15 protein-coding genes are annotated in these 15,746 nt (G+C 70.9%); 10 read left to right on the plus strand and 5 right to left on the minus strand.

The features are described from left to right. Positions 1-162 precede the first annotated feature (162 nt). Complete coding sequence (gene hisC, locus ABTY62_RS19000) at positions 163-1,242, minus strand: histidinol-phosphate transaminase (protein WP_352130578.1); 1,080 nt, start codon at positions 1,240-1,242, stop codon at positions 163-165. Positions 1,243-1,697: 455 nt separating this feature from the next. Here hisC and ABTY62_RS19005 point away from each other — a divergent pair, with 455 nt between their 5' ends. The 4 genes from ABTY62_RS19005 (at position 1,698) to ABTY62_RS19020 (ending at position 6,541) form a co-directional block, all read left to right on the plus strand. Further along, complete coding sequence (locus ABTY62_RS19005; protein ID WP_352130579.1) at positions 1,698-2,798, plus strand: LacI family DNA-binding transcriptional regulator; 1,101 nt, start codon at positions 1,698-1,700, stop codon at positions 2,796-2,798. Positions 2,799-3,050: 252 nt separating this feature from the next. Then, positions 3,051-4,301, plus strand: a complete 1,251-nt coding sequence (locus tag ABTY62_RS19010; RefSeq protein ID WP_352130580.1) for a metallophosphoesterase — start codon at positions 3,051-3,053, stop codon at positions 4,299-4,301. Positions 4,302-4,484: 183 nt separating this feature from the next. After that, the gene (locus ABTY62_RS19015; RefSeq protein WP_352130581.1) at positions 4,485-5,405 is read left to right on the plus strand and encodes a hypothetical protein; all 921 of its coding nucleotides are present in this window, start codon (positions 4,485-4,487) and stop codon (positions 5,403-5,405) included. A gap of 125 nt (positions 5,406-5,530) precedes the next feature. After that, complete coding sequence (locus tag ABTY62_RS19020; protein WP_352130582.1) at positions 5,531-6,541, plus strand: BRO-N domain-containing protein; 1,011 nt, start codon at positions 5,531-5,533, stop codon at positions 6,539-6,541. 78 nt (positions 6,542-6,619) lie between these two features. Here ABTY62_RS19020 and thiC read toward each other — a convergent pair whose 3' ends face one another. Next, positions 6,620-8,380: a phosphomethylpyrimidine synthase ThiC gene (thiC, locus tag ABTY62_RS19025; RefSeq protein ID WP_352130583.1), complete on the minus strand. Its 1,761-nt coding sequence runs from the start codon at positions 8,378-8,380 to the stop codon at positions 6,620-6,622. A 180-nt stretch (positions 8,381-8,560) separates the two neighbouring features. On the opposite strand from thiC, the gene ABTY62_RS19030 reads away from it, so the two are divergent. Continuing rightward, positions 8,561-10,006: a YibE/F family protein gene (locus ABTY62_RS19030; RefSeq protein WP_352130584.1), complete on the plus strand. Its 1,446-nt coding sequence runs from the start codon at positions 8,561-8,563 to the stop codon at positions 10,004-10,006. A gap of 19 nt (positions 10,007-10,025) precedes the next feature. On the opposite strand, the gene ABTY62_RS19035 is transcribed toward ABTY62_RS19030, so the two are convergent. From ABTY62_RS19035 to ABTY62_RS19045, 3 genes are all read right to left on the minus strand, one after another. Further along, the gene (locus ABTY62_RS19035) at positions 10,026-10,463 is read right to left on the minus strand and encodes an SsgA family sporulation/cell division regulator (protein ID WP_311726030.1); all 438 of its coding nucleotides are present in this window, start codon (positions 10,461-10,463) and stop codon (positions 10,026-10,028) included. Between the two features lie 637 nt (positions 10,464-11,100). Next, the gene (locus ABTY62_RS19040; protein WP_352130750.1) at positions 11,101-11,319 is read right to left on the minus strand and encodes a DUF5326 family protein; all 219 of its coding nucleotides are present in this window, start codon (positions 11,317-11,319) and stop codon (positions 11,101-11,103) included. A 164-nt stretch (positions 11,320-11,483) separates the two neighbouring features. Beyond that, positions 11,484-11,801, minus strand: a complete 318-nt coding sequence (locus ABTY62_RS19045; protein ID WP_311726029.1) for a cupin domain-containing protein — start codon at positions 11,799-11,801, stop codon at positions 11,484-11,486. Positions 11,802-11,867: 66 nt separating this feature from the next. Here ABTY62_RS19045 and ABTY62_RS19050 point away from each other — a divergent pair, with 66 nt between their 5' ends. From ABTY62_RS19050 to ABTY62_RS19070, 5 genes are all read left to right on the plus strand, one after another. Continuing rightward, positions 11,868-12,248, plus strand: coding sequence for a phage holin family protein (locus ABTY62_RS19050; protein WP_352130585.1), 381 nt, complete (start codon positions 11,868-11,870; stop codon positions 12,246-12,248). A gap of 24 nt (positions 12,249-12,272) precedes the next feature. Beyond that, positions 12,273-12,881 carry a low molecular weight protein-tyrosine-phosphatase gene (locus ABTY62_RS19055; RefSeq protein WP_352130586.1) on the plus strand — a complete coding sequence of 203 codons (609 nt, stop codon included), beginning with the start codon at positions 12,273-12,275 and terminating at the stop codon, positions 12,879-12,881. Continuing rightward, complete coding sequence (locus ABTY62_RS19060) at positions 12,878-14,059, plus strand: cystathionine gamma-lyase (RefSeq protein WP_352130587.1); 1,182 nt, start codon at positions 12,878-12,880, stop codon at positions 14,057-14,059. The genes ABTY62_RS19055 and ABTY62_RS19060 overlap by 4 nt, the downstream gene beginning before the upstream one ends. A gap of 222 nt (positions 14,060-14,281) precedes the next feature. Next, positions 14,282-15,178, plus strand: coding sequence for a LysR family transcriptional regulator (locus ABTY62_RS19065; protein WP_352130588.1), 897 nt, complete (start codon positions 14,282-14,284; stop codon positions 15,176-15,178). 77 nt (positions 15,179-15,255) lie between these two features. After that, positions 15,256-15,741: an NUDIX domain-containing protein gene (locus ABTY62_RS19070; protein ID WP_352130589.1), complete on the plus strand. Its 486-nt coding sequence runs from the start codon at positions 15,256-15,258 to the stop codon at positions 15,739-15,741. Positions 15,742-15,746 lie beyond the last annotated feature (5 nt).

Raw genomic sequence — 15,746 nt, forward strand, 5'->3', positions numbered from 1 at the left:
CGCCCCTTCTCACCGGGGGGTGGAAGGGGCGTAAGCGCAACGTATCGGTATGCTTCTGCCTTTACGACCGGTCGGCGTGGACGCCGGTTCGAGCGTGGACGCCGGTTCGAGCGTGGACGCCGGTTCGAGCGTGGACGCCGGATCGAGCGGGGCCGCCGCGCGTCACAGCGCCTTGCGGAACTCTTCGGTGACCCGCAGGAAGATGTCGTTCGCCTCCCGCTCGCCGACCGTCACCCGCACCCCCTCGCCCGGGAACGGGCGCACCACCACACCGGCCGCCTCGCATGCCGCCGCGAAGTCCAGCGTGCGCTCCCCCAGCCGCAGCCACACGAAGTTCGCCTGCGACTCGGGCACCGTCCACCCCTGCCCGGCCAGCGCCCCGCTCACCCGCGCCCGCTCCGCGACCAGCGCCTCCACCCGCTCGCGCAGCGCGTCCTCGCTGCGCAGCGAGGCCACCGCCGCGTCCTGCGCCAACTGGCTGACCCCGAAGGGCACCGCCGTCTTGCGCAGCGCCGCCGCCACCGGCTCATGCGCGATCGCGAAGCCGATGCGCAGCCCGGCCAGGCCGTACGCCTTGGAGAAGGTGCGCAGCACGCACACATTGGGCCGCTCCCGGTACAGCTCGATGCCGTTCGGCACCCGCTCGTCCCGGATGAACTCGATGTACGCCTCGTCCAGCACCACCAGCACCTCGGCGGGCACCCGGTCCAGGAAGCGGGTCAGCGCCTCCCGGCCCACCACCGTGCCCGTCGGATTGTTCGGGTTGCAGACGAAAATCAGCCGGGTGCGCTCGGTGATCGCGTCCGCCATCGCGTCCAGGTCGTGCACCTCGCCGCCGGTCAGCGGCACCTGTACCGGCGTCGCCCCGGAGATCTGGGTGATGATCGGATAGGCCTCGAAGGACCGCCAGGCGTAGATGACCTCGTCGCCCGGCCCGGCCGTGGACTGCACCAGCTGCTGCGCCACGCCGACCGAGCCGGTGCCGGTGGCCAGGTGCTCCGGTGGTACGTCGAAGCGGCGGGCCAGCTCGGCCGTCAGGGCGGTGCAGGCCAGGTCGGGGTAGCGGTTGAAGGAGGCGGCGGCCGATATCGCGGTCTCCAGCACCCCGGCGAGCGGCGGATAGGGGTTCTCGTTCGAGGACAGCTTGAAGGCGGCGGGGCCGCTCGCCGCGGCCGGCTTGCCGGGCTTGTACGTCGGAATGCCGTCCAGCGCTCCACGCAGCTTGGGGCTCTTCTCAGTCACCGCGGCTCCTCCTCGACCGTCCCGTCCGTGCGCGACCGCCCGCACACGTCGATACCTCTCACCTTATGAGGCATCCTGGCCCCGGCGTACCGGCGAGCGAGCCCCGGGGCACGGGCGGCGGGAACCGGGCGCGGGGGCGGCCGGGGCCGGCGCGGAGGCGGCTGGGGCCCGGCGCGGGGATGGCACACAGATGAGGGGGAGCGATTCCGCTTCCGCCGTGCGCCGGTGGCGAGCGCCCTGGCGCGCATCGCCCATGAAGGTGAGTTGAGACCTCTTCGAGACAACGACCAATCGGCAGGCGTGGATATGCCAGAGGCGACTACTGACCCGCGAGAACCCCCAACTATCTTGATTTCCAAGGGAATTGGGCGAAGCGCTCATGCAGAAACGTGCCTTCGCCAAGCCGAACGCACCCCCGCGCGGAGGGGCCACCCTCGCCCTACTATCGGCTCGCCATGACAGCAGCAGGGAAGCACCAGGTGAGCCGGTCGACCGGCCGCCGGCTGACACGAGCGGGCATCCGGGACGTGGCCGCCGCAGCCGGGGTCTCGATCACGACCGTCTCCGACGCGCTCAACGGCAAGGGCCGGCTCCCGGACGCCACCCGCCGCCATGTCCGCGAGGTCGCCGACCGGCTGGGCTACCGCCCCTCCGCCGCGGCCCGCACGCTCCGTACCGGCAAGTCGGGCCTCATCGGCCTGACCGTGACCACATACGGGGATGAACCTTTCACCTTCACCGAATTCGCGTACTTCGCGGAGATGGCGCGCGCCGCCACCTCCGCCGCGTTAGCACGGGGCTACGCCCTGGTCATCCTCCCCGCCACCTCCCGCCACGACGTGTGGTCCAACGTCGCCCTCGACGGCACCGTCGTCATCGACCCCTCCGACCACGACCCGGTCGTCACCGAGCTGCTGCGCCAGGGCATCCCCGTGGTCAGCGACGGCCGCCCGGCCGGCACCCTCCCCGTCACCGCCTGGGTGGACAACGACCACGAGGCCGCCGTCCTCGGCCTGCTCGACCACCTCACCGACTCCGGCGCCCGCCGCGTCGGACTGCTCACCGGCACCACCACCGACACCTACACCCGGCTGTCCACCACCGCGTATCTGCACTGGTGCGAGCGGGTCGGACAGGAGCCGGTATACGAGGAGTACCCGGCCCACGACCCATGCGCCGGGGCCGTCGCCGCCGACCGCCTCCTGGCCCGCCCCGACCGCCCCGACGCCGTCTACGGCCTGTTCGACCCCAACGGCACCGACCTTCTGGCCGCCGCCCGCCGCCACGGCCTGCGCGTCCCCGAGGATCTGCTGCTGGTGTGCTGTAGCGAGTCCGCGATCTACCGCACCACCGAACCCCCCGTCACCACCCTCTCCCTCAAGCCCCGCCGGATCGGCACCGCCGCCGTACAGCTGCTGATCGACGCCATCGAGGGGCCCTGCGCCGACCACCCCGTCGAGCGGGTGATACCCACCGAACTGATCGTGCGGACGTCCTCCCAACGGCGCCCGCCACGCACCACGGTCAGCGCGCCGCGCAGCCGTGCCGGAGGCTGACGGCCCGGGGTGCGGCCGTAACCTGAGGAAGACTTGAGGATGACGCGACACGCACCGGAGCCCGATCCGCTGCTCCTACCGGGCCAATCCGGGATAAAAGACCGTCCAAGCGGGACGGCTCCCCGATTGACAGCCCCCGGGTGCGTCACAAGCCCGTACGGTCATTCCTATGATGGGCGGACGACACCGCGGACCGCCCTCGACCAGGCATGGTCCACACGGTGGCACGGCGGCGCGAGGGTGGAGGGGTCGATGACTCAGGGGGCCGGTCTGGGAGCCTCGGCACGGACGACGGCGGCGGTTCCGCCCGTGTCCGCGTACGGATCGTCCGCCGTGCCCGGCCCTCTTCCGGGCGGCACGATCCCCACCGCCCCGAACCCGTACGGCGGGATGCCCTACGGCGCGGTCCCGCACGGCCGGGTCCCCCGCGACCCGGCCCAGCCCGCCCCGCCCGCGGCGCCCACGGCGCGCCCCGCGGAGCCCACCCCGCCCACGCCGCCCTCACCACCGGCGCCCCCCGTCCCGCCGGTGGAGTACACCCCCACCGAGCGCTCCCTGCCGGTCATGGGCCCCGGGCACACGCTCCCGGACACCCCCCTGGTGCCCCCGCAGGACCGCCCGACCGTCGAGCTCACCCCGGTCCCCGACCCCGAGCGCTCCCAGGAGCCCGAGTCCGAGGGGCCCGGCCCGCTCTACGTCGTGGGCGATGTCCACGGCTACCTCGACGAGCTGCGCGAGGCGCTGCTCGCCCAAGGGCTGATCAACCCCGAGGGCAACTGGGCCGCGGGCAACGCCCGGCTCTGGTTCCTCGGCGACTTCACCGACCGCGGCCCGGACGGGATCGGCGTCATCGACCTCGTCATGCAGCTGTCCGCCGAGGCCGCGGCCGCCGGCGGCTACTGCAAGGCCCTGATGGGCAATCACGAGCTGCTGCTCATCGGCGCCAAACGCTTCGGCGACACGCCCGTCAACTCCGGCGCCGGCACCGCCTCCTTCCAGGCCGCCTGGCTGCTCAACGGCGGCCAGCGCACCGACATGGAGCGGCTCGAGGACCACCACCTCCAGTGGATGTCCCGGCTCGACGCGATGACCGAGCAGGACGGCCACCTGCTCGTGCACTCCGACACCACCGCCTACCTCGACTACGGCGACTCCATCGAGGCAGTCAACGACGCCGTGACCGAGGCGCTGCAACGCAGCGACGCCGACGAGTGCTGGGATCTGTTCCGCAAGTTCACCAAGCGCTTCGCCTTCCGCGACGAGGACGCCGGCCCGCTGGCCGCCCGCGAACTGCTCGACACCTACGGCGGGCAGCGCATCGTCCACGGCCACAGCCCGATCCCGTATCTGCTCGGCGAGGTCGGCTCCGAGGACGGCGAGGACGACGGCGAACCGATCGTCGAAGGCCCGCACGTCTACGCCGACAACCTCGCGATCGCCATGGACGGCGGCGTCACCATGGCCGGAAAACTGTTGGTTGTCCAATTGCCTCTGAGCGACTGAGGGTTCATATCACGCCGCACGGGGAAGATAGACAGTTTCACCGACGCGGAGTGAATTCGGGAAACCTACTGTCACCCCACGCCGGATCGGCTCTACCATCGGCTTATCCGTAGCAGGCTCTCCTCCGTTTCCGCCCCACTGCCCGGTGACAGCCGGCAACGAGGCCCTACGGAGCATCGGGGGATGCACATGAACAGCGCTCCGCACCTGCTGATCGAGGACCGCCCGGAGTTCGAGCGGGTTCTCGACGAGGCGCTGCGTACCGCGGACCGTCGCGCGGACCTCAGCGGCGTCGGACAGCGGCTCACCACCGAGCAGCTGCGCACCATGGCCATGAACGCCGCGGCCACCATCGCGGCATGCGCGGCCGACGAATACCAGCACTATGTGGACGCCCGCGAAAAGCTGCGCCAGCCCGCGGCGCCCGAATCCTGGCCCGACACGGTCGACGACGACGAGTTCGCGGCGGCGGACAGCGAGGGAGACGGCGCGGCGGGCGGGTTCGTCGCCACCGTGGGAGACGCGGCTTCCGGGGCGGGACTCGTCGCCGTGCTCTCCGTCCTGGCCCCGGTCCTGGCCGGCACCGCGGCGATCATCTTCCTGCTCGCGGGCTACCTCCTGCGCCTGCTCGACCCCGCGCCGGCGATAGCCCAGCCCATGGTCACCGCGGGGTGGCTGTTCGCCGTGCTCACCGCCGCGGGCCTGCTGATCGCCACCGTCGGCCTCCTGCTCACCGCGCTGCGCAACGGCCCGAGAGCGATGCGGGGCAGCGCGCGCAGCGCCCAGCGCGAAGAGGTGGACCGCGCCAGAGAAGCGTGGGGGCTGGCGCTGCTCGAGCGGGGCGTGGTGCCCTTCCTGCGCGACGCGCTCGCGGACCCGACGGCGGCCGACGGCTCCCACACCTCCCCGGCCCCTTCCCCCGCCTCCTCCCCGACGCGCCCGTCGTCCCCCTCGTCCGCCTACGCCCCCAGCCGCACCCCCCACCTCGGCTACAGCCGCCCCGGCTTCAGCACGGACGACGACGCCCCCAAAACCCGCCCGCGCTACAGCAGCCCCGACTTCACCAGCCCCGACTACGGCGGCCCGGAACACCAGCCGGATTAGGCGGTCGGCCGGCCCGTTTCAGAGGGCAACGATCTCGCGCCAGCGGAATGATTCACTCCCCACCTTTTGAGCGAACTCGCCCTTAATCATGGGAGTTTCACGCATCGGGATGCATAACGTCCGTCATGGAGGTGATGCATCCCATGAGCACACAGAACACCCCGCCGAACCCGGCGGGCACGCAGGACGCGATCGACATCAACGACTTCGTCTACGCGGCGACCGGAGCCCGTGTACGGCGACTCACGATGCCGGACGGGACCCACTGGTTCCCGGCGGTGGATGTGACCAAAGACCTGGGCTACACGAACACCCGTCAGGCACTCATCTGGCACGTCCCCGAAGGTTGCCACGCAAGCCTCGGAGATCTTGCGCGAAGCGTCTATGGACTAGACGCTTCGCGCAACATTGCAGGTCACGGGCTCAAGAAGTCTATGCAGATGGTGAATCTGCAAGGCCTCATCCGACTGGTCAACGGCTGCACCAAGCTGGAGTCCGAGCCGTTCAAGAACTGGGTGACCGAAGTCGTGGTCGCCGTTCAGCGGCATGGCTCGTACTCACTCGAGAAGGCCGCGGTGCAGCCGACGGACCCCGAGGCCCCGACCGCCTACGCGATGCCGAAGGAGGTCGCCGACGCCATCGTCCGGCTCGAGGAGCACAACCTGAGCATGGACGCGCAGATGCTCGCCATGCAGCGCGAGGCCCAGGAACTGCGCCGCGAAAGCGTCGAGATGATGCGGAAGTCCGTGGCGGCGCAGCGCGAGATCGCCGAGGCGATCCGCGAGTCCACCGCCGTCCAGCGGGAGTCGTTCACCGCCGGGCCGACCGTAGCGCAGGCGCTGACGCGTCGAGTGAACAAGACCGCCGCGCCGCCCCGGGTGACCCCGGCCTCGCTGATCGCCGAGTGGCGCGAGCGCAATCTCGTGGTCACCGCCGACATCTGGGCCGTGGCCGCGTACATCCTGCCCGCGATCATCGAGCACGGCGAATGCCTGTACCCGCTGGACGCCATCGCGTCCGTCACCGGGCTCACCGAGCACCGTGTGCATGACGCGCTGCGCATGTTGCAGAAGCGTGGCTGCGTCCGGCAGACCGGGGTGACCCCGGACGGCGCCCCGGTATACGTCCTGAAGTAGTCCGCCCGACACGGCCAGAGGGCCCGAAGTCGCAAATCGAAGTTGCGGCTTCGGGCCCTCCCGTACGTTACCGGTGGATCATTCCGCGAGAGGCAGATACACGCGGTTTCCCGCCGCCGCGAACTCCTTCGACTTCTCCGCCATCCCGGCCTCCACCTCGGCTGCCTCCAGCGCGCCGCCGTGCTCGCGCCGGATGTCCTGGCTGATCTTCATGGAGCAGAACTTCGGCCCGCACATCGAGCAGAAGTGCGCCGTCTTCGCCGGTTCCGCCGGGAGCGTCTCGTCGTGGAAGGAGCGGGCCGTGTCCGGGTCGAGGGCCAGGTTGAACTGGTCCTCCCAGCGGAATTCGAAGCGGGCGTCGGACAGGGCGTCGTCCCACTCCTGGGCGCCGGCATGGCCTTTGGCCAGATCCGCCGCGTGGGCGGCGATCTTGTAGGTGATGACGCCGGTCTTGACGTCGTCGCGGTCCGGCAGGCCCAGGTGCTCCTTCGGCGTGACGTAGCAGAGCATCGCCGTGCCCCACCAGGCGATCATCGCCGCGCCGATGCCCGAGGTGATGTGGTCGTAGGCGGGGGCGATGTCGGTGGTGAGGGGGCCGAGGGTGTAGAAGGGGGCCTCCTCGCAGATCTCCTGCTGGAGGTCGACGTTCTCCTTGATCTTGTGCATCGGGACATGGCCCGGGCCCTCGATCATCGTCTGGACGTTGTGCCGCTTGGCGATCCGGTTGAGCTCGCCGAGCGTGCGCAACTCCGCCAGCTGCGCCTCGTCGTTGGCGTCGGCGATCGAGCCGGGGCGCAGTCCGTCGCCGAGCGAGTAGGTGACGTCGTACACCGCCAGGATTTCGCAGAGTTCGTCGAAGTGGGTGTAGAGGAACGACTCCTTGTGGTGGGCCAGGCACCACGCCGCCATGATGGAGCCGCCGCGCGAGACGATGCCGGTCTTGCGGCGGGCGGTCAGCGGGACGTACGGCAGCCGCACACCCGCGTGCACCGTCATGTAGTCGACGCCCTGCTCGGCCTGTTCGACGACGGTGTCCTTGTAGATCTCCCAGGTCAGCTCCTCGGCCTTGCCGTCGACCTTCTCCAGGGCCTGGTACAGCGGCACCGTGCCGATGGGGACCGGGGAGTTGCGCAGCACCCACTCGCGGGTGGTGTGGATGTTGCGGCCGGTGGAGAGGTCCATGACCGTGTCGGCGCCCCAGCGGGTCGCCCAGGTCATCTTCTCGACCTCCTCCTCGATGGAGGAAGTGACGGCGGAGTTGCCGATGTTGGCGTTGACCTTCACCAGGAATCGCTTGCCGATGATCATCGGCTCGATCTCCGGGTGGTTGACGTTGGCCGGGAGGACCGCCCGGCCGGCCGCGATCTCCTCGCGGACCACCTCGGGGGAGACGTTCTCGCGGAGCGCCACGAACTCCATCTCCGCGGTGATCTCGCCCCGGCGGGCGTATGCGAGCTGTGTCACGGCAGCGCCGTCCCGGCCCCGGCGGGGCCGGCGGGGGCGGCCGGGGAAGACCGCGTCGAGGTTGCGCAGCCCGCCGCGTGGCGCGGTGTGCTTGACGCCGTCGTCCTCGGGCCGGACGGGGCGGCCCTCGTACTCCTCGGTGTCGCCCCGGGCGAGGATCCAGTTCTGCCGCAGCGGTGCGAGCCCGCGGCGGACATCTGTCTCGATCTGGGGGTCGGTGTACGGGCCGGAGGTGTCGTACAGCGTGACGTCCTGGCCATTGGTGAGGTGCACTCGGCGGACCGGGACCCGAAGGTCCGGACGCGATCCGGCGATATATCCCTTATGCCAGCCGAACTCAGGCTTTTCGGGCGCGTGTGCATCCTGCAGAGTCATTGAGACCCACTCCCTACGCCGGCATTACCCGGTAACAGGTTCAGCGGTCGGCGCAGCGAAGTCGGTCAGCGCCCTCTCAGCCCGGTGCTCCGAGCTCCCGCGATTGCAAAGGTGTCACCCACGCTAGCGTTTGTCCGACGGCGCTGAACAGAGGCCCTCCCCTCTTGCGATGATCTGACGGTGACCTCGACACCTCAGCGGCAGCACCAACCGGACGAGCCCGGCCACGCACACGCCGGCGCGTCCGGCCACTCGCAGGGCCACTCGCACGGCCACTCGCACAGCCATGGCCCGGCCACACCCGTCTCCACCCACCTGCGCAAGGTCATCGCGGCGGTCCTCATCCCCTTCGCGGCCGCCGTCGTCGCCGGGCTGATCGTGCTGTGGCCGGGCGGCACGCCCGACCACAAGGCGCATGAGCGCAGCGGGCTGGGCTTCGACCAGCAGACGGTGGCCGGGCGGGTGGTGAAGGTCGAGGAGGTGAACTGCGCCGACGTCAACGCCCAGCCGCAGCCCGTCGAGCCGGGCCAGGAGGCCGCGAACCAGGAGGGCGGGGCCGGTGCTCCGGCCAAGAAGACCGTCTGCGAGCGGGCGACCATCGAGGTCACCTCGGGCAAGGACAAGGGCCGTACGTTCGAGGAGATCGTGCCGCCGAACGCCTCCCGCAAGTACTCCACCGGGCAGAAGCTGAAGCTGTCGTACGCGCCCAAGGCGCCGAAGAACCTTCAGTATTCGATCTCGGACGTCGAACGGTCCCTGCCCATGGCGCTGCTCGCCGGGCTGTTCGCGCTCGCGGTCGTGGCCGTCGGGCGGCTGCGCGGCGTCTTCGCGCTGGTGGCGCTGGCGGTCAGCTTCGGGGTGCTGACGCTGTTCATCCTCCCGGCGATACTGGCGGGCTCCAACCCGCTGGTCGTCGCGGTGATCGGGGGCAGCGCGATCATGCTCATCGCGCTGTACATGTGCCATGGGCTGACGGCCCGTACCTCCGTCGCCGTGCTCGGCACGCTCATCTCGCTGCTGCTGATCGGTCTGCTGGGCTCGCTGTTCATCGGCTGGGCGAGCCTGACGGGCAACACCGACGACCAGACGGGGCTGGTCCACGGCCTCTATCCGGGCATCGAGATCCGCGGTCTGCTGCTGGCAGGGGTGATCATCGGATCCCTCGGGGTGCTGGACGATGTGACGGTCACCCAGACCTCCGCGGTGTGGGAGCTCAGGGAGGCGGACCCCACGGCGGGCTGGCGCAAGCTGTACGCGGCCGCGATGCGCATCGGGCGGGACCATATCGCGTCCGTGGTCAACACCCTGGTGCTCGCGTACGCGGGCGCCTCGCTGCCGCTGCTGCTCCTGTTCTCGATCGCGGACAGCGGCGTGGAGGCGGTGGCGACGAGCGAGATCGTCGCGGAGGAGATCGTACGGACCCTGGTGGGCAGCATCGGTCTCGTCGCCTCGGTGCCGGTGACCACCGCGCTGGCCGCGCTCGTGGTCTCCGCGGACCGCGCGCCGCGGATCGGCGCGGAGCGGGGCGGCGCGGAGCGGGTCGGAGCCGGGCAGGTCGGAGCCGGGCAGGGAGCCGGCGGGGGCCGGAGCGGGCGCGGACGGCGGCGCCGGGCGCGCGGGCGCTGAGCGGCCGGACGACCGGCCGCTAGCCGGCGAACCGGTCCTCCGCGAGGATCCGGTCGAGCTCCGCGTCCAGGTCGCCGACCGGATCGCAGGCCGACTGCTCCTGGCCGAACGGAACCACCCGGTCCGTACGGTCCAGGAAGGCCACCAGCGGGGCGGCACCGGCGCGGAACAGCGCCCGCTCGGCCCCCACTTGGAGCCTGATGAAGACGTCCGAAAGCCCCTCGGGCGAGGCGGGGGCGATCCGCACATCGCCCTCGCCCGAGGGTTTGCTCAGCCCGTCCAGCAGCAGTTCCCGAGCGAAGGCCCAACTCACGGGCGCGTCGCCGGGTAGATGAAAGGTGATCTCGACCGCGTACGGGTCGCTGCTGTCATAGGACAACTCGACCGGGATCCGGAAGGAGAGGTCCTGGGAGACCAGGAAGGTCATCGTTACTTCTGCCTGGACTGTGTCGCGCATGTCACGCATCGTTCGCCGCCCCGAGTTGATTGCGAATGGCCAGGTTTGAACGCCCTGGCCTCTTGACGCCATGGTCCGCTTACCTCAAGCGGGCCATAAAAAGTGAATTTTCAGATATTGATAGGGATCGAGAGGGAGCTGATATCTCGGCCGACTCTGGAGCGTAGCGACTCGACTGCGGGGCGGAGTCGGTTTGCCTCATGTGAGGGACTGGAAATGGCCAGAGTTGCCGCGGCTGTTCCCGCCGCTGTTCCCGCGGCGGCGATCGAGGAGACGGGCGCGGGCGGGCAGATCCGCTCGCCGGGCCGGGCGGGGCGGCGCCGACCTATGACGTGGGAGTTCGGAGCCGGTTCACCGGCTGCGGCCATGTTCGCTTTCGTCAACAGGCACCCCCGGGGTGTGTTGCGAGGCAGACGCCCGGAACGGGAGACGTCGAGCACTCGAACTCTAACCGGAACGGTGCCACCGAGCCGTCAAGCCGAGGTTTGGAACGCGCGTATCCCCCGCGCGGCGTACCCGTGCTCCGCGGCGCGCCCGTACTCCTCCGCGCATCCGTACTCTTCGGCGCGTCCGTACTCCTCCGCGCGTCCGTACCCTTCGGCGCGTCCCCGGCCCGCGGCGCACCCGCGGTGCCGGGTCACCAGTCGCCGCGGGACGAGGAGGACGAGCTGAACTTCCGTACGACGTAGATCAGACCGGCGATGAGCGCCACCAGCAGCAGCGCCTTGAAGACCAGGCCGACCACAAAGCCGACCACGCTCATGACCAGGCCGCCGAACACGGCCAGCACGAGGATCGGCACCGCGACCCACGTCACCCACCACGGCAAACCCTGGAATATGCCCTTCGTCGCCACTTCGATCCCTGCTTTCTTCACTGAGCCAGTCGGTCCGGCCGTCGGCTTCAGCACCGGCCGGGATCCCTCCGCATTCGATGCTAGGGCGGCCGACGAGCGAACACAGGCCCCCGCGTCCCCCGTCCTCCCCTGACCGGACCCCTACGGGACGCGGGGCCCGCGCATCAGCTCTCAGGGGGAGAGAAGACGACCATGACCCGCAGGTCCTCGGTGATGTGGTGGAACTTGTGGGCCACTCCGGCCGGCACATACACGACACTGCCGCGCGCCACCTGCGTCGTCTCCATCCCCACCGTGATCGACGCCCGCCCGCTGACCACCAGGTACACCTCGTCCTGGCGGTGCGGCTGCTGCGGGTCGGTCTGGCCCGCGTCCAGCGCGTACAGCCCGACGGACATGTTCCGCTCGTGCAGGAACTGCAAGTACGCGCCGTCGTTCGCGGCACGCTCCGCCTCCAGCTCATCCAGCCGGAACGCCTTCATTCGCCTCTCCACCCCTTGCTCCCCGGCCCTGCCCAGCGCGGGGCCTGTTCTGCGACGATCTCAACCATGAAGAATCTTCTCGTCAAGACGATCGCCAACGCGGGCGCCCTCTGGGTGGCCATCTGGCTCCTCAAGGACATCACGCTGACCGGTGACAACGCCGGCCGGAAGGCGATCACGCTCATTCTCGTGGCGCTCGTATTCGGCCTGGTGAACGTCGTGGTCAAGCCAGTGGTCAAGCTGCTGGCCTTTCCGCTGTTCATTCTCACCCTCGGGCTGATCACCCTGGTGATCAACGCCCTGATGCTGCTGCTGACCTCCTGGCTGGCCGGCAAGTTCGACCTGGCCTTCCATGTCGAGGGCTTCGGCACGGCCGTGATAGGCGCGTTGATCATCTCCATCGTCTCCTGGGCGCTGCACGTCGTGCTTCCCGACGACAAGGACTGACCGCCGTCGAGGATGATGGGACGCATGAGAGCCCCGTCGCCCTACCGTGTCTGTTTCGTCTGCACCGGCAACATATGCCGCTCGCCGATGGCCGAATCCGTCTTCCGCGCCTACGCCGGGGAAGCCGGGCTCGACGGCCGTGTCGAGGTGGACAGCGCGGGCACCGGCCCGTGGCACGAGGGCGACGGAGCGGACCGCCGTGCCATCGCCACGCTCACGGCCCACGGCTATGAGCAACATCACATCGCGCGCCAGTTCCAGGCCGCCTGGTTCTCCGGCCTCGACCTGGTGATCGCTCTCGACAGCGGCCATCTGCACGAGCTGCGCGCCCTGGCCCCGACGCCGGAGGACGCCGCGAAGGTGCGGCTGCTGCGCGGCTACGACCCCGAGGCCGACCCGGACGCCCCCGGCGGCCTGGACGTGCCCGACCCGTACTACGGCGGGCCGGGGGAGTTCGAGACCTGCCTGGAGATGATCGAGGCGGCGAGCGAGGGGCTGCTGGACGCGGTGAGCGAAGCCCTCGCCGCCTCGGAGCCGACCCCGGAACCGGCCGCGGAGGCGACTGCGGATCCGGCCGCGGATCCGGCCGCTGAGCCGACCGCGGCGCCCGCCGCCCGGAAGGAGGACGCATGACCGGCGACGGCACCCGGGCGGTGCGGGCCGGGCTGCCCGAGCCCGAGGCGTACGAGCCGACCCTGCCGGGCCCGGCCTTCGCCGCCCACTACCACCTGCCCGGCGACGCGGACCTGCTCCGCGGCCCGTACACCTACGGCCGGGACGCCAACCCCACCTGGACCCGGCTGGAGCGGGCGATCAGCGAGCTGGAGTCGCCGGACGCCGACGCCGAGACGGTGGTCTTCGCCTCCGGCATGGGCGCGATCTCCGCGGTGCTGCTGTCCCAGCTGGGGCAGGGCGACGCGGCCGTGCTGCCCTCCGACGGCTATCAGCTCCTGAACCCACTGGGCGAGCGACTTGCGGGCTACGGCATCGAGGTGCGCACCGCGCCCACCGGCGGCGACGCCCAACTGGCCCTCCTGGACGGCGCGCCGGACGCCGACGGCGGGCCCCGGCCCGTCAAGCTGCTGTGGATCGAGTCCCCGGCCAACCCCGGCCTGGACGTGTGCGACATCCGCCGCCTGGCCGACGCCGCCCATGAGCGGGGCGCGCTGGTCGCCGTGGACAACACCCTGGCCACCCCGCTCGGTCAGCGCCCCCTCGAACTCGGCGCGGACTTCTCCGTCGCCAGCGGCACCAAGGCGCTCACCGGCCACGGCGACGTCCTGCTCGGCTATGTCACCTGCCGCGACCCGGGCCTCGCCGCCTCCGTGCGCACCTGGCGCAAGATGGCCGGCGGCATCCCCGGCCCGATGGAGGCATGGCTCGCGCACCGCTCCCTGGCCACCCTCCAACTGCGCGTCGACCGCCAGGCCGCGACGGCGCTGGCCCTGGCCGAGGCGCTGCGCGGCCGCCCCGAGGTCACCGGGCTGCGCCACCCCGGGCTGCCGACCGACCCGGCGCACCGCGTGGCGGCGGCCCAGATGCACGGCGGGCGCTTCGGCTGTGTGGTCTCCTTCGTCCTCCCCGGGCAGGAGCACGCCGATCGCTTCCTGGCCGCGCTGCGCCTGGTCGACGGCGCGACCAGCTTCGGCGGCGTGCGGTCCACGGCCGAGCGGCGCGGGCGGTGGGGCGGCGACGCCGTGCCGGACGGCTTCATCCGGTTCTCGGTGGGCGCCGAGGACCCGGACGACCTGATCGCGGATGTGCTGCGGGCGCTCGACAAGGCACTCGACAACGCCCCCGACAAGGCTTGACGCGTCACAAGCGGTCACGCGCTCCCGCGGGATCAGGCCATGCTTCACGGGCGTCTCAAGCCTCCCCCCTCGTGGCTTGAGACGCCCCGGTTCCCTCGTGGAGAACCGCTCGAACAAGGCTAGTTGACTCAGCGTCAGTGTCCAATCACAGTAGCGACATGGACCTATCGGCATATTTATAGTTGGCCTGCGGCGGGGGTGCGTCGAGCGGAGGGGAACCGCATGGATCTGGCCCTCTTACGCACATTTGTCACGGTTCACCGGGCCGGGTCCTTCACCCGCGCCGCCGCGCTGCTCGGGCTCTCCCAGCCCGCCGTCACCGGCCAGATCCGTACCCTCGAGCGCCAGCTGGGCCGCCCCCTGTTTCTGCGCACCGCGCGCGGGGTCGTCCCCACCAGCGTCGGCGAGGAGCTCGCCCACAAGGCCGCGCCCCACCTCGACGCGCTGATGGAGATCACCGAGGCCGGGCTCGACGACAGCTCCGTCGCCCGCACCCTGCACCTCGCGGGCCCCCCGGAGTTCACCGCGCTGCGGGTCCTGCCCGCCCTCGCCCCGCTCATCAACCAGGGGCTGGGGGTGCGCTGCGCCTTCGGCAGCGCCGAGGAGCTGTTCGAGGGGCTGGCCGCCGGCCACCACGACCTGGCCGTCACCACCGCCCGGCCCCGCGGCCGGCTGCTGGCCGCCGTCCCGCTGTGCGACGAGGAGCATGTGCTGGTGGCCGCCCCGCGCTGGGCGGCCCGGCTCGGCGGCCCCGCGGTGTTACAGGTCAAGGGCGTCAGCGCGCTGGAGCGGCTGCCGGTCGTCGAGGTCCATGAGAGCCTGCCGCTGATCACCCGCTACTGGTCGGCCGTCTTCGACACCCCGCCGATCACCGCGGGCACGGTCATCACCCCCGACCTGCGGGCCGTCCTCGCCTGCGTCGCGGCGGGCGTCGGCCTCGGCGTGCTGCCGCGCTATCTGTGCATGGACGCGCTGGACGCCGGAGAGGTCGTCGCCCTGCTCAACCCCTCGGTGCCGCCGCTGCGCACCTACTTCCTGGTCATCCGGACGGGCGCGCTCGCCCTGCCGCACATCGCGCGGGCGCACGAGTGGCTGCTGCGCGCCGCTGTCGACTGGTGAGTCGAGAATGACCGGTGAGTCGCTCTTGACCGGTGGGTCGGGGTTTCACCGGGCGGCACATGCGGCAGATCTCCACCATGACCGAACGACCTGTGGTCAAGCGCACCGCCCGTGCCATCCTGCTCGACGGGGCCACCGAGCCCCGGCTGGTCCTGATCAAGCGGACCAAGCCCGGCGAGGAACCGTACTGGATCACGCCGGGCGGCGGGATGGAGCCCGAGGACGCCACGGTCGTCGACGCGCTGCACCGCGAGGTCGACGAGGAGCTCGGCGCGAAGGTGACGGATGTGGTGCCCGCCTTCGTCGACACCGTCCCGCACCCCGACGAGGCCTCGGCCGGCGTGAAGGTACAGCACTTCTTCGTCTGCCGCCTGGGGTCCATGGACCTGTCGCGCCGCCACGGCCCCGAGGTGGACGAGCCCTGCGGGGAGTACGAGGTGGTGCGCGTCCCCTTCACCCGCGAGGGGATCGCCTCGGTGGGAGTGGTGCCGCCGTCGCTGCGCGCGTATCTCGACGCGAACATCGAGGGCGTGCTGGCGCTGCTCGCCGACGACCTCGGCTGACCCCG

The organism is Streptomyces sp. NPDC097640 (genome assembly GCF_040302705.1).
GTDB lineage: Bacteria > Actinomycetota > Actinomycetes > Streptomycetales > Streptomycetaceae > Streptomyces.

Excerpts from the sequence above, each read along its gene's own strand:
- ABTY62_RS19070 (WP_352130589.1), top strand. The coding sequence starts at position 15,256 with ATGACCGAACGACCTGTGGTCAAGCGCACCGCCCGTGCCATCCTGCTC.
- thiC (WP_352130583.1), bottom strand. The coding sequence starts at position 8,380 with ATGACTCTGCAGGATGCACACGCGCCCGAAAAGCCTGAGTTCGGCTGG.
- ABTY62_RS19065 (WP_352130588.1), top strand. The coding sequence starts at position 14,282 with ATGGATCTGGCCCTCTTACGCACATTTGTCACGGTTCACCGGGCCGGG.
- ABTY62_RS19060 (WP_352130587.1), top strand. The coding sequence starts at position 12,878 with ATGACCGGCGACGGCACCCGGGCGGTGCGGGCCGGGCTGCCCGAGCCC.
- ABTY62_RS19010 (WP_352130580.1), top strand. The coding sequence starts at position 3,051 with ATGACTCAGGGGGCCGGTCTGGGAGCCTCGGCACGGACGACGGCGGCG.
- ABTY62_RS19005 (WP_352130579.1), top strand. The coding sequence starts at position 1,698 with ATGACAGCAGCAGGGAAGCACCAGGTGAGCCGGTCGACCGGCCGCCGG.
- ABTY62_RS19020 (WP_352130582.1), top strand. The coding sequence starts at position 5,531 with ATGGAGGTGATGCATCCCATGAGCACACAGAACACCCCGCCGAACCCG.
- ABTY62_RS19035 (WP_311726030.1), bottom strand. The coding sequence starts at position 10,463 with ATGCGCGACACAGTCCAGGCAGAAGTAACGATGACCTTCCTGGTCTCC.
- ABTY62_RS19045 (WP_311726029.1), bottom strand. The coding sequence starts at position 11,801 with ATGAAGGCGTTCCGGCTGGATGAGCTGGAGGCGGAGCGTGCCGCGAAC.
- ABTY62_RS19050 (WP_352130585.1), top strand. The coding sequence starts at position 11,868 with ATGAAGAATCTTCTCGTCAAGACGATCGCCAACGCGGGCGCCCTCTGG.
- ABTY62_RS19015 (WP_352130581.1), top strand. The coding sequence starts at position 4,485 with ATGCACATGAACAGCGCTCCGCACCTGCTGATCGAGGACCGCCCGGAG.
- ABTY62_RS19055 (WP_352130586.1), top strand. The coding sequence starts at position 12,273 with ATGAGAGCCCCGTCGCCCTACCGTGTCTGTTTCGTCTGCACCGGCAAC.